At 49.3% G+C, this 12,604-nt stretch carries 13 protein-coding genes and 1 pseudogene; 10 read left to right on the forward strand and 4 right to left on the reverse strand.

The window, feature by feature from the left end; genetic code table 11:
- From L5656_RS07640 to L5656_RS07680, 9 genes and pseudogenes are all read left to right on the forward strand, one after another.
- Positions 1 to 853: pseudogene (locus L5656_RS07640) on the forward strand (hypothetical protein); the annotation flags it as partial.
- A 99-nt stretch (positions 854 to 952) separates the two neighbouring features.
- Positions 953 to 1,453: a pantetheine-phosphate adenylyltransferase gene (gene coaD / locus L5656_RS07645; protein ID WP_297201390.1), complete on the forward strand. Its 501-nt coding sequence runs from the start codon at positions 953 to 955 to the stop codon at positions 1,451 to 1,453.
- A gap of 64 nt (positions 1,454 to 1,517) precedes the next feature.
- Entirely contained in the window at positions 1,518 to 2,408 is an 891-nt protein-coding gene (gene garR, locus L5656_RS07650; protein WP_428849302.1) for a 2-hydroxy-3-oxopropionate reductase, read from the forward strand.
- Between the two features lie 149 nt (positions 2,409 to 2,557).
- A complete protein-coding gene (locus tag L5656_RS07655) occupies positions 2,558 to 3,211 on the forward strand; it encodes a DUF1614 domain-containing protein (protein ID WP_297201392.1) in 654 nt (217 codons plus the stop codon).
- 139 nt (positions 3,212 to 3,350) lie between these two features.
- Positions 3,351 to 4,781 (forward strand): SpoVR family protein, encoded by a 1,431-nt coding sequence (locus L5656_RS07660; protein WP_297201395.1) that lies wholly within the window; start codon positions 3,351 to 3,353, stop codon positions 4,779 to 4,781.
- A gap of 89 nt (positions 4,782 to 4,870) precedes the next feature.
- Positions 4,871 to 6,172 (forward strand): phenylacetate--CoA ligase family protein, encoded by a 1,302-nt coding sequence (locus L5656_RS07665; RefSeq protein ID WP_297201396.1) that lies wholly within the window; start codon positions 4,871 to 4,873, stop codon positions 6,170 to 6,172.
- 40 nt (positions 6,173 to 6,212) lie between these two features.
- The gene (locus tag L5656_RS07670; RefSeq protein WP_297201398.1) at positions 6,213 to 6,644 is read left to right on the forward strand and encodes an ACT domain-containing protein; all 432 of its coding nucleotides are present in this window, start codon (positions 6,213 to 6,215) and stop codon (positions 6,642 to 6,644) included.
- Positions 6,645 to 6,662: 18 nt separating this feature from the next.
- Positions 6,663 to 7,766 carry a histidinol-phosphate transaminase gene (hisC, locus tag L5656_RS07675; RefSeq protein ID WP_297201400.1) on the forward strand — a complete coding sequence of 368 codons (1,104 nt, stop codon included), beginning with the start codon at positions 6,663 to 6,665 and terminating at the stop codon, positions 7,764 to 7,766.
- A 69-nt stretch (positions 7,767 to 7,835) separates the two neighbouring features.
- The gene (locus tag L5656_RS07680; protein WP_297201402.1) at positions 7,836 to 8,435 is read left to right on the forward strand and encodes a GerMN domain-containing protein; all 600 of its coding nucleotides are present in this window, start codon (positions 7,836 to 7,838) and stop codon (positions 8,433 to 8,435) included.
- 292 nt (positions 8,436 to 8,727) lie between these two features.
- Here the strand turns inward: L5656_RS07680 and L5656_RS07685 are convergent, their stop codons facing one another.
- From L5656_RS07685 to L5656_RS07695, 3 genes are all read right to left on the reverse strand, one after another.
- A complete protein-coding gene (locus tag L5656_RS07685; RefSeq protein WP_297201404.1) occupies positions 8,728 to 8,994 on the reverse strand; it encodes an ATP-binding cassette domain-containing protein in 267 nt (88 codons plus the stop codon).
- Between the two features lie 86 nt (positions 8,995 to 9,080).
- Positions 9,081 to 9,464, reverse strand: a complete 384-nt coding sequence (locus L5656_RS07690; RefSeq protein ID WP_297201406.1) for a GntR family transcriptional regulator — start codon at positions 9,462 to 9,464, stop codon at positions 9,081 to 9,083.
- A gap of 223 nt (positions 9,465 to 9,687) precedes the next feature.
- On the reverse strand, positions 9,688 to 10,950 hold the full coding sequence (locus L5656_RS07695) for a stalk domain-containing protein (RefSeq protein ID WP_297201408.1): 1,263 nt from the start codon (positions 10,948 to 10,950) through the stop codon (positions 9,688 to 9,690).
- A gap of 479 nt (positions 10,951 to 11,429) precedes the next feature.
- Here L5656_RS07695 and L5656_RS07700 point away from each other — a divergent pair, with 479 nt between their 5' ends.
- A complete protein-coding gene (locus tag L5656_RS07700; RefSeq protein ID WP_297201410.1) occupies positions 11,430 to 11,624 on the forward strand; it encodes a hypothetical protein in 195 nt (64 codons plus the stop codon).
- A gap of 210 nt (positions 11,625 to 11,834) precedes the next feature.
- Here the strand turns inward: L5656_RS07700 and L5656_RS07705 are convergent, their stop codons facing one another.
- On the reverse strand, positions 11,835 to 12,284 hold the full coding sequence (locus L5656_RS07705) for a transposase (RefSeq protein WP_297201411.1): 450 nt from the start codon (positions 12,282 to 12,284) through the stop codon (positions 11,835 to 11,837).
- Between the last annotated feature and the right edge of the window lie 320 nt (positions 12,285 to 12,604).

The following is a 12,604-nucleotide window of genomic DNA, read 5'->3' on the forward strand; positions in this document are numbered from 1 at the left end:
TTCGAACTCGCTTGAAGATATATACGCGGAACTTGCGGGCTTAGGGATCCTGGTGAGGACTCAGCAGGAAGGAGCTACCGAAGGTGGAGGGCAGGAGTTAGAACAGGTCCTGGAAAGGTATGAGAAACTATTGGCGAGCTTAGAGGATATCCGAAAGTATAACAATGAGGAGGGTAGTGGAATAGTAGTAGAGAGCCATCATATTCTTCCCCACCTTCTGCACCATATAACTAAGAATTGCCGGGGTCTATGGCAGCTATATGAGGCAGTGGCTACCTTCCTAGGGGTCGCAAGCGTTGCCCTGACGTTAATTATTCTCACCTATTTCTTTGCCGTTGGGGGCATGACTATTCGGCTTGTCGGGGGAGCAACCGGTGCAGCCGGATGCCTTGGATTTTTACTAGGACTTATCTTAGGTACCTGCGTTCATGAATTGGGACATGCGGTTGTTTTGGCTAATAACGGAATTCAGATCAGACGCATAGGTGCGGCAGCGGGTTCGTTTATTGGGGGCTTTATTGAGGCGGATGAAGCAGCCTTTTGGCGAGTAAATCCTGAAGTCCGCCTTAGGTTTAACGCCGCAAGTATCGGTACCAATACGTTAGTGGGCGTAATTCTGGCCATTGTTGCTGCTCTCGCATATTCAGAGCCTTTACTTTTTGTGGCGGCTGGGGTTCTTTTCTTCGGAATTACCAACTCCTTACCTGTACGTCCCCTAGACGGCGGTTGGGTATATGAGGATTTGGTCACTAGATACGCGTCAAACCCCAAAGCCATGCGGCTACTCTTAAAGGTGAGGTATGCTGCTTTGGTCGCGTGGCTAGTTCTATTTATTCGTTCTACTCTCGTTTAGCTTAGTCGTGTTTCCTAGTAGGTCTGAACTGCCGCTTAAATCTGCGCGGCTCCTGGTCACTGCGGATATGCGTATATGGGAGATGGAGGAGAGGTGAGAGTGGCACTATACGTGGGGGCATTCGACCCCATAACGCTAGGACATTTAGATATAATCAGGCGGTCCTGTAAATTGTTTGACAAGGTGATAGTGGGAGTGGTAGATCAACTGGATAAACAACCTCTTTTTACGGTGGAGGAGAGAGTTAGGCAGATACATCAGGTAATTCAGGGGTTTGCCAATGTGGAAGTAAAGTCAATTGACGATATATTGATAGAAGCTACACAAGGGCAACATGTTTACGTACTTATTCGGGGGCTACGGAGTGTTACAGACTTTGAGCAGGAATTTCAAATCAGTGCAATAAATAAAAAGCTCGCGGTGAGCACAGAAACGGTCCTTATGATGGCGGCTCCCCAATACCGGTTCGTTAGTTCTACCCTTGTACGCGAGGTGGCTGCAGCCGGGGGTTGCGTGAAGGGATTGGTTCCCTTGGCGGTGGAAAAGGCGCTTTTAGCGAAGTTTAAAGGCAGAGTTCCTAGGGCTATCCCAACAGGGTAAGGAGAGATTTGCAGGCATGCTCATACTGAACATAACATTCCGATTGCCTTAAGGAGAGAGCATAATGGGCAAAATTGGCTTCATAGGACTAGGTATCATGGGAAAACCCATGAGCAAAAACCTTATTAAGGCTGGTTATAAACTAGTGGTCTATAACAGAAGTAAAGAAGCTATGGATGAGGTAGTCGCAGCCGGGGCCGAGCCGGCCAACTCTCCCCGGGAAGTAGCTGAGCGCTGCGACAAATTTATCACCATGCTGCCCAATTCTCCCCATGTAAAAGAGGTAGTTTTAGGGCCCAATGGGATTATCGAAGGAGCGCGTCCGGGTTCCATATTAATCGATATGAGTTCCATAGACCCGCGGGTGACCAAGGAGATAGCCAGCAAGCTGGCCGAAAAGGGTGTGCGCATGATTGATGCGCCGGTTAGCGGGAGCGAACCCAAGGCCATTGAAGGCACCCTGGCTATCATGGTAGGCGGTAAGCAGGAGGATTTTGAGGAATGCTATGACATCCTTAAAGCCATGGGCAGTTCGGTAGTGCGGGTGGGAGACATCGGGGCCGGCAACGTGACAAAGCTGGCCAACCAGATCATAGTGGCTCTAAATATCGCTGCTATGTCCGAGGCCCTGGTGCTGGCTACCAAGGCCGGGGTGGACCCTGAGTTGGTGTATCAGGCCATCCGGGGAGGCCTGGCCGGGAGCGCGGTACTGGATATGAAAGCGCCTATGGTGATGGCCAGAAACTTTAAGCCCGGCTTCCGTATAAACCTCCATATAAAGGACCTGGCCAACGCTTTATCAGCCGCCCATGAGATGGGGGTTCCCGTACCTTTAACCTCGCTAGTCATGGAAATCCTTCAAGCTCTAAAAGTAGACGGGCTAGGCGATGCCGACCACAGCGCCATCGTGCGTTTCTATGAAAAACTCGCCCAGGTAGAGGTGAAGAAACAATAGGGGCTCACCAAAAACTGGACTGGTCGGAATATATGAAACTTAAGGCCGGTACCCCGGAAAATAAGGGGTACATCCGGCCTTATTTTTTCCTGTTATTTTATTGCTAAGCATTCTGCCACATGTTATGCTAGCATGTAGGGGGATCAATAATGTTTTTTTCCATGTTATGGCCTCTAATTTTTCTTTTTCTATTTATTCCTGTGCTTTTGGCCTCCTTCTTCTTGAATTTAGCCGTTTTCTCCTTTGCCAAACTGGGTCTGTCTCCCTTCGGAGCTTTGGCTTTGCTTTTAGCTTCTATTGTGGGTAGCCTCATCAACATCCCCATTTCCCGCCGACGTGTTTACCATCAACCGTGGCCGGAGAGCATTTTTTTCTTTTTTTTCTATTACCCTCCCCGGGTGAACTATCAGCTCATCTGTATCAATGTAGGAGGGGCGGTTATCCCTATCCTTTTTTCCCTTTACCTATTGCTCAGCGGCCGCGCACCCCTGGGGCCGGCGAGCCTTGCAACACTTGTAGTAACAGCAGTTTCTAAGGCTTTAGCCCGGGTGGTTCCTGGATTGGGCATTTCTTTGCCGGCCTTCATCCCGCCTATAGTGGCAGCCCTGGCGGCGCTATTTTTAGCTCCCCATGATGCTGCGCCTGTGGCCTACGTGGCCGGGGCTTTGGGGACACTTCTAGGAGCTGATGTGTTAAACTTGAGGGCTTTGTCCCGCCTTAGGGCTCAAGTCGTAAGCATCGGCGGTGCCGGGGTTTTCGACGGTATTTTTTTGGTGGCCTTGGTTGCGGCGCTGCTAAGTTAAACGGGGAAAGACAGGCCGGGTTGGTGGCCCGTCAGGCGTATAATTAAACGTAAGGACGTAAGTTAAGCTCAAGGGCTTGGGCAGATCGGTGTCCTCGGTTGTAACCTCGCGCCTGTTCCTCTTAAAGGGGTGAAAGGGAATGGATAAGGAGTTAGCAGCGCTGGAAAAAGCTATAGAAGATATTGCTTTTCTGGCCCGGCGGATGGGGCTTGATTTTTTCCCCGTCTGTTTTGAACTATGTCCGGCCGATGTAATTTATACCTTTGGGGCTTACGGGATGCCCACTCGCTTTTCCCATTGGAGCTTCGGTAAACACTTTCATCGCTTAAAAATGCAGTACGATTATAATCTCAGCCGTATTTATGAGCTGGTCATCAATTCCGACCCGTGTTATGCTTTTCTTTTAGAAGGAAATTCTCTGGTGCAGAACAAGCTGGTTATCGCCCATGTGTTTGCCCACAGCGATTTTTTTAAAAATAACTGCTATTTTCGTCATACTTCCCGTAAAATGGTAGAAACTATGGCCGTACATGCTGCTAAAATCCGGGAGTATGAATTTATATACGGCCGCCGGGAAGTAGAAATTTTTTTAGATGCGGCCATGGTGGTGCAGGAGCACATCGAACCTCCGAGCCCGCTAAGCACATTAAGCCGCGAGAGCGAAGGAGAGGAAGAAGAGGGGGACTACGGAGATCCTAATCCAGAGTCCACACGGCAAACACCTTATGATGATCTATGGGCTCTAGATAGGACGCCTGTAAAGCCTAAATATCGGGAAAGACATAGGAAAACACCTCCCCGGCCTTGCAAAGACGTGATAGGCTTCATAATGCGCCACAGCTCCGTCCTTGAAGACTGGCAGCGGGATATCTTGGCCATGTTACGGGAGGAGATGCTTTATTTCTGGCCGCAGCTTCAGACCAAAATAATGAACGAAGGTTGGGCCACTTACTGGCACGTAAGGATAATGCGGGAACTGGACTTACCGGAGGAAGAGGCGGTGGAATTTGCCCGGCTAAACGCCCTTGTTTTGCAGCCCGCCAAAACCCACATTAATCCCTATTACGTAGGGCTTAAGATTTTTGAAGATATTGAGCGCCGTTGGGACGGCCTTTCGGGAAAAGAAGACCATGATAACCCCGGACCCCCCAAAGGCCGGGGAAGAGAGAAAATTTTTGAAGTACGCTCTCTGGAGACCGACGTTTCCTTCCTACGCAATTACCTTACTAAAGAACTGGTAGAGGAGCTCGACCTGTACCTTTATGAAAGGGTGGGTGGCGAGTGGGTTGTAGTCGAGAAAGATTGGGAAAAGGTGCGCGACACTTTTGTTTCTCATTTGCTTAACTGCGGGCACCCGTATATAGTGGTAGACGATGCCGATTATGACAGGCGTGGAGAACTATACCTTAAACACTACTACGAAGGCCTCGAACTGGATGTTCCCTATCTGGAGAAGGCCCTACAGCATGTATACCTTCTTTGGGGCCGGCCGGTACACTTGGAGACGGTGGTAGACGGGAAGAAAACCGTTTTTAGCTATGACGGCAAGAAGAGTACTCGTCGAAGTTAAAAATGAAATAGCGGGTAGGAGGAAACCCGGCTTAAATGTGGAACTACATTAATTATGTTTTTACTACCGAACCGGAGGGCTAAGCTAAAGTGTATTGGAATCCGAAATATGAGTGTTTGCCGCTGGAAGAACTGTACGAACTCCAGCTTGAAAGGCTGAAAGTGACAGTAGAAAGGGTTTTTTATAACGTACCCCATTACCGAAGGGCCTTTCAAGAGAAGGGGCTGGAGCCCAGCGATATCAAGAGCTTGGAGGATTTATCCAAGCTTCCTTTTACTACCAAAGATGACTTGCGAGAAAATTATCCCTTTGGAATGTTCGCGGTACCCATGAGCGAAGTGGTCCGCCTTCATTCCTCGTCGGGTACTACCGGTAAGCCTACGGTCGTAGGGTATACCCGGAGAGACATTGACGTATGGGCTGAACTCATGGCTAGGGCTCTAGTTTGTGGCGGAGCCACACGCAACGATATTATCCAGAATGCCTACGGGTACGGACTTTTTACCGGCGGGTTAGGCATCCATTACGGTGCCGAGCGTCTGGGTGCTTCGGTGATCCCTATTTCGGGGGGCAATACCAGGCGCCAGGTTATGATCATGAAGGATTTCGGAACTACAGTCCTTACTTGTACTCCTTCTTATGCTCTACACATAGCCGAAGTTATGGAGGAGATGGGGGTAAGCCCGGAGGAACTTAAACTCCGGTGCGGTATTTTCGGCGCCGAGCCCTGGTCGGAGAATATGCGTAAAGAGATTGAACGCAGGTTAAAGATAAGCGCCGTAGATATTTACGGGCTAAGCGAGGTTATAGGGCCGGGAGTGGCCATTGAGTGCCAGGAGAAAAACGGCCTCCATATTTTTGGGGATCATTTCCTGGCTGAAGTAATAGATCCCGCCACAGGAGAGGTTTTGCCCCCTGGCCAGATGGGGGAACTAGTCCTCACCTCTTTAACTAAAGAGGCCTTCCCCGTGATCAGATACCGCACGCGGGACATCACCGCCATTTTACCTGGAGAATGCCCGTGTGGCCGTACAGGAGTACGCATAGCCCGCATTACTGGGCGAACTGATGATATGCTTATTATCCGCGGTGTTAATGTATTCCCTTCTCAGGTGGAAAGTGTACTACTCCAGTTCGGCGGCACAGAGCCTCACTACCAGCTCATTGTAGATCGCGAAGGAAGTCTTGATACCCTGGAGGTACAGGTAGAGGTTTCTGAAGGCCTTTTCTCCGATAAAGTACGCGGCTTGGAAGAGTTAGAGAGGAAATTGCGTTTGGAGTTGGAGAGCACTTTAGGAATTAATGTAAAAGTTACCCTAGTAGAGCCTAAGACTATAGCCCGGAGCGAAGGTAAGGCCAAGAGGGTTATCGACCGGAGAAAGTTGGTGTAGTAATGGAGAGAATCATCCTAAATTTTAAGGGGGCCAGCCCATGAAAGTTAAACAATTATCCGTGTTTCTAGAGAACAAATCCGGCCGCCTGGCCGCTGTCACCCGGGTCCTGGCGGCCAGGGGCATCAATATCCGGGCGTTATCTATTGCCGATACTTCTGATTTCGGTATTTTGCGCCTTATCGTAAATGATCCCCAGAGCGCTTACCAGGCCCTTAAAGAAGCAGGATTCACAGTAACCTTAACTGAAGTTATAGGCGTAGAGATGCCGGACCGGCCCGGCGCTTTAAGTTCCATTCTGGCTCACCTCGAAGAAGCTAAGATCAATATAGAATATTTGTATGCCTTCTTGGGTAGGGGGGATAACGGTGCCCTGGTAATCTTCCGGGTGGAGGATCTGGATAAGGCCATTGAAGTTCTAACTTCTAAAGGGGTAAAGATTTTAAACGAGGAAAAAATCTATTCTCTATAAAAGGAGTGAACACATCCCATGGATAATCTTGCTCCCCAGTGCCGGGAGGCTATTCTGGAGATAAAGCCCTATGTTCCCGGCAAACCCATAGAAGAAGTCCAGCGCGAGCTAGGTATAAAAGATGTTATAAAGCTTGCTTCTAATGAAAACCCTTTAGGCCCTTCACCGGATGCCGTCCTGGCCCTGCGGGAGGCGGCGGAAAGGATCCACTTTTACCCAGACGGGACCTGTTATTACTTAAAAGAAGCTTTAGCGGAAAAGTTGAGGGTTGGCCCTGATAACCTCATCATAGGTAATGGTACTGATGAGATCCTCAAACTTCTGGCTGAAGCCTTCGTAAACCCGGGCGAGGAGATCGTGGTGGCCGATCCTACTTTTTCAGAATATGAATTTGCAGCCCAGGTCATGGGAGGAAAGGCCGTAAAAGTACCTTGCCGGGATTTCCGCCACGATCTTGCAGCCATGGCAGAGGCTATTACTCCCCGGACGCGCCTCGTATTTATCTGTAACCCCAACAATCCCACCGGGACCATCGTTACTCAGAATGAGCTGGACGCTTTCCTGGCTCAGGTTCCGGCCAATGTTTTGGTAGTTATAGATGAAGCTTATAATGAATATGTTACCTCCCCTGCTTATCCCGACAGCCTAGCTTATGTCCGTTCTGGCCGGCCCAACGTTATGGTCTTGCGCACTTTCTCCAAGATATACGGGCTTGCGGGCTTAAGGGTAGGATACGGAATATCGCAGCCGGAGATAATCCAGGCTTTAAATAAAGTGCGGGAGCCTTTTAATGTTAATTTCCTGGCTCAAGTAGCGGCCACGGCCGCCCTAAAAGACGAGGTCCATGTGCAAAAGAGCAGAGAAGTTAACCGAGAGGGTAAGGAGTTTCTATATCGAGAGCTAGCAGCCCTGGGCCTTAAGTTCATTCCTACCGAAGCCAACTTCATTTTCGTGGATATAGGCAGAGACAGCCGGGAAGTATTCGGCCAGCTCTTGCGCAAAGGAGTTATCGTACGCACAGGGGACATTTTCGGCTATCCCACTTTCTTACGCATCACTATAGGCACTCCGAGGCAGAACCAGAGGCTGATAGCCTCTCTCCGGGAGGTTCTGACTAAATAATTTTTTAGTAATATCTCCCTCCTTTCCCCGATAAAAATGAAATAGTAGGGTACGAAAGGAGGTATGTTTGTGCACTCAGGTTTGAAAATAGGCCCGCGGCTGGTGTCGCTTTTAGTGGCTATAGCCTTCCTCCTTAGCGGTTGCGGCTTAGCCCAAAATTTAAGCAATAAAAAGGATTCCCAGGTAGAAGTGCAGACTCCCCAGCAAGGGCTGGCCCAACCCGAAAAACCCCAGCTCACAGAGACCCAGGAGACGACCAAAGTGATCCTTTACTTTAGCGACCCTACCGGTCAGAAGTTGGTCGCTGAAGAGAGGGCCATTCCTAAGGTCGAAGGGATAGCCAGGGCCGCCATGGAGGAGCTCATCAAAGGGCCTGCGCCGGGTTCCCAATTGCTCCCCACCATACCCAAAGGTACTGTGCTCAAAGATATAAACATCCGGCCGGATGGATTGGCCCGGGTGGACTTCAGCAAGGAGCTCATTACTAACCACAGCGGAGGCTCTTTAGGTGAGAGCCTTACCGTGTATTCCATCGTGAATACCCTCACCCAATTTCCCACCGTGAAGCAGGTACAGATCCTAGTAGAAGGGAAGGTAGTAGATACCATAGCTGGCCATGTAGATGTATCCTCTGCTATGACCAGAAACGAGGCGATAATAAAGAAGTAGACTGGATGGATACTAATTAAGAAGATACCAAGATGCCATTAAATAAAAAGAAGGTCTGGGCCTGGTAGAAAAATTTAGGGTTTTCTTTTGCCGAATCTTTAAGGTTGGCTCAGACCTTTTTCGCTGAATCTATTTCGCTGGTAGCGAAGACCATCTCCGCTTTCTCTCCGCTTCCACTCCGCTTATGCTCTAGTTATAGCGAATAATCTTTTCGTAAATACTATATAATTTCACCAAAATCTCTGAGCTAAACCGATGGAGGCGTACCACCGGGTCCACGCCCGCCGTGGGCTCATCCATCCTTGGGAACGTAACCTATCCTGCTTTTGATAAACACTTCATCCTCGTCCCAACGTCGGCCTAGAATCTCTACTTGGCCGCTGTCCGGCCGTACAAGGTTGAGGGCTATGCGCAAGGTAGTAGTTTTACCGGCTCCGTTGGGGCCCAAGAAGCCCAGAATGCTGCCGGCCGGAAGCTCCATATGGATGTCTTCGAGCTGGAAGCCGGGATAAGTCTTGCTTACGCTTACCAGGCGCAGCATAGATGTTTCCTCTGGCAACTCCTGCACCTTCCTTTCTGTGGTAATGTCGATTGCCGCTGTACGGCCTAAAGAACTTTCTACGCCCTAAAGCTCAGTTAAGCCCTCTACGTAATATGCTCTTCCGCCAGTAAAGCCTCCATCATTTCCCGCAATTCCTCTTTCTTAATACCCGCCTGCTTGGCTGCCCGGATGGCGGCCTTTAGCTGCTCCCTAACCTGTGCCCGTTTTAGCCTTACAAGTTTTTGCGGGTCGATGCTGGCTACAAAGGTTCCCAAGCCCGGACGGGTGATAATCAGTCCCTCTTTTTCCAGTTCCAGGTAGGCACGCTTGGTGGTGATAACGCTTATGGTCAAATCCTTGGCCAGCTCACGGATAGAAGGCAGAGGGTCTCCTGCCCGCAGTTCTCCGCTTAAGATTTTAGACCGTACCTGCTCTACGATCTGCTGATAGAGGGGAACCGGATGTTTGGGAGAAATGCTGATGAACACCCTTTATTACCTTACCTTCATGTGTTAATTCTGTGTATTAGTGTGTATAAACTATATATACAATAGCAACACCATTAGACTTTGTCAAGTCCAAAATATTGGTACAATGGTGGTTCAATCCAACTGCTGGATGGGCTTCCGGAGGGAATCACCTTTAGTTTTTGGCAGACGGCCATTTGAAGTCCTTTATTGCGCTTGGACCCATACCAAGGTAATATAATCATTACCTCCTTGGTATTACAGTAGACCTCAACGCATCCCACATCTCACCGGTCACCAGACCCAACCGCCAGAGGGCGATACCGTCAAGGCCGTACCGCTTAGCGATGCCCACCTTGGCCAGTATGCTTTCTGCTGTCTCGGTAGGTGCGGAGATACCGAGCACCAGCTTTTCCGTCGGAACAAGGGCCTTGGCCACCTCCACTGCCTGCTTGACCAGGCTTACCGGCTCCGGCGTGGAGCCGTAGTCGTAGGCCATGATGATAATCCGGTCGGCAATCTCTCCCAGCGCTTTATAATCGTAGCCCTTATAAGCGCTGTTGGGTGCGTGGAGGGTGAGGGTTAAATCAAGACCAGCCGCCTTCAACTGTTCAGAAAGAAGCCGGACAAACTCGGTAAAGCGGACCCGCACGGCCTTTAACTGCTCACCGTCATCCCTATAACCAAGACCCTCAAAGTCGAGGTTTACTCCCTGGTATCGCCTAGCTTCCTCTAATATACCGTAAACTGCCTTCCTTTGGGCGCCTTCATCAGTTAACAGGGAAGAGATGGTACCGTCTCCGTCCGTGACGTGGACTACCATTTCGGTTTTCAGGTTATACTCTTTAGCGGCTTCCAGCACCCTTTCCCAGCCTTCCGGTCTTTGCCACCCTGTTCTACTACGAGTTAGCAAGTTGCCCTCCCTGTCCAGGCTGTACCAGCCCAGCGCAAGTTCACTTATTACATCCGTATTTCTTGCTGAATATTCCGGGTAGGGTTTCCCAAAGAGGTTAGTCCAACTGCTGGTTCGGCTGTCGCCCAGGGCGTAAAATCCTATTACCGCCATCTCTTTGGGCGGGGAGGTAATCCTCACCGCGCCCAGAGAGCTATCCCACTCCACCTTACAGTTGAAGGCTTCGCTGAAGAAGCGCAGTGGTATTAAAGTTCTTCCGCCCAAGATTTGCGGGGGTACGTCTAGAGGGATAGGGCTTTCGTTGCGGTAAGCGGTTTCATTACCAATCTGGAGCCGGATAGAGGTTTTGCCATCCGAGGCGTTTACTGTTTGGGCGGCGTCGTCCCAAGTAACCTGGACGTTCAACACTTCTGCTATGGTCCGGAACGGGACCAAAGTGCGCCCGTTCTGGATAACCGGCTGCACATCAAAAGTGACAGGTAGCCCGTCAAGCAGGACTGGAATTTCGGGCTGTTCTTGAGGGAAGGCCGGCAACGTTAAGCCTCCGACTACCATAACTGTGGAAAGGAGACCGATAAAGAGTAGCCGTTTCATTTTCGACCTCTTGGAAGTTTAGTGTCGAAAGCCATCGTAGCAGCAGAAACACTTAAGCTTTCGCTATTAAGGCTGGCAATTCCTGCCTTTATCATAAAATTTTATCGTCCAGGACCTGTATTTCGTCCGGCTGAAAAGCGATGTCAGCTCGAACCCCTGATTTCAGAGAGCCGGCTATTTTTCCTTGAGGCAGTAAGTCGAGGAGGGAAGATTCATAAACTTAAAGGAAAATGTTACCTAAAGGAAGAATATAGTATACGAAAGCTGGATATGGCTACCTCGAAGGAGGAATTTGCTGCCTGAACAGGGCAAAGAATTCTACTTTGGAAAAGAGACAACCTAAAAATATTGGTCGTAAAGGTCGGCAGGAAGCAACTTGTTGAAAGCAAAGAGGTACCGGCGAGAAACTTTTGAAATAAAAGATTTTGTCCACAGAAAAATATAAGGAGCGACATTTAGTCTAGGAGGGGATAAAAAGCATGAAGCACTTTTTTAATAGCACAGCCTGGAATACATTCGTCCTTATCGTAATGGGCATAATTGCTTTTTTTACCAGGGAAATAGTCACCTTTTTAATGCTCGGCTTCATCCTTATTAGCCTGACTAATATTTATAATGTCCTTAAAGAGATCTCCGCTAAACTGGATAGCCGTAAAGGTACTTTCCAGGATTGAATTTTTGAAGGGGTGAGATATTATAGGGCCCGCCATTTATCTTATCGAAATCTTCGGTATGAGGTTTCTGAAAAACCCACCGTCAGTTGGACCAATTAGCTTTCTCATGTTGTTGGAATTCTAGAATAGAATAGCAACACATCAGAGTGTAACCTCAAGGGACATACCTTGAACCTCCTAACAGGCTTCCTCTTTGTAGCCCCTTATTGTTTACGGCTGACATGCACATACTGAACCCCTGGCGGCGAGCCCGGTCGCCATTTTCTTGGCATTCACCACCAAGAAAGTCAGAAGGACCTGAACGGTAACTCGAGCTAACCCCCGATACCTAGCCCGGTAGAGGCAGTGCCAGGTCTTCACTTCGCCAAATACCCTCTCTATGGTCTTTCGGATACGCATCGCTCTTTTAATGCTGCACAAGCGGTAGGTAAAAACTTCCGGTCTAAGGTAGATGCGCTTTCTGGTCTGGGTGTTCTTAAGATAACCCTCTTTTAGGGGACAAACGCTGCAGTCGAGCTCAGAAAAGTAGTAAAGATAACCTCCACTCCGGTGGGTAAACTCTATGTACATGGCCCGGGAATAACCCAGCACCATGCTGAAACACCAAAGTTTAACTTTTTTACCTCCCCATTCCGGCTTCCCAGCCGGGGACCAGTCCACCTGGGCTTGCTCACCGGGTTCCGTCTCGAAACGTACGCAGGCCGGTCCTGGCTGCTCCTCCCTTATAGAGGCTACAAATTTTTTTACTGTATCATAGGAGCCGCTGTATCCCTGCGCTTTGATCTCCCGGAATAGCCCGGTGGCTGTAAGGTTGTACTTAGATAGTCTCTCTTCTATGTAGGGTTTATAGGGGTTTTTGTCCCTTTTTATATTACCACCAACAAATTTGTAATAGTTAGGCTGAAAAGGAGGTAAAGCTGGCCGGGTACACGTCTACCCATGAATAATTTTCTTTGTTTTTTACTTTTGTGGTAGAATAT

The sequence above is a fragment of the Thermanaeromonas sp. genome (assembly GCF_021890735.1).
Classification (GTDB): Bacteria; Bacillota; DSM-521; order Neomoorellales; family Neomoorellaceae; genus Thermanaeromonas.

What these genes read in the sequence shown, in the direction of transcription:
- garR (WP_428849302.1), top strand. Translation starts at nt 1,518, where the DNA reads ATGGGCAAAATTGGCTTCATAGGACTAGGTATCATGGGAAAACCCATG.
- L5656_RS07655 (WP_297201392.1), top strand. Translation starts at nt 2,558, where the DNA reads ATGTTTTTTTCCATGTTATGGCCTCTAATTTTTCTTTTTCTATTTATT.
- L5656_RS07660 (WP_297201395.1), top strand. Translation starts at nt 3,351, where the DNA reads ATGGATAAGGAGTTAGCAGCGCTGGAAAAAGCTATAGAAGATATTGCT.
- L5656_RS07670 (WP_297201398.1), top strand. Translation starts at nt 6,213, where the DNA reads ATGAAAGTTAAACAATTATCCGTGTTTCTAGAGAACAAATCCGGCCGC.
- hisC (WP_297201400.1), top strand. Translation starts at nt 6,663, where the DNA reads ATGGATAATCTTGCTCCCCAGTGCCGGGAGGCTATTCTGGAGATAAAG.
- L5656_RS07695 (WP_297201408.1), bottom strand. Translation starts at nt 10,950, where the DNA reads ATGAAACGGCTACTCTTTATCGGTCTCCTTTCCACAGTTATGGTAGTC.
- L5656_RS07700 (WP_297201410.1), top strand. Translation starts at nt 11,430, where the DNA reads ATGAAGCACTTTTTTAATAGCACAGCCTGGAATACATTCGTCCTTATC.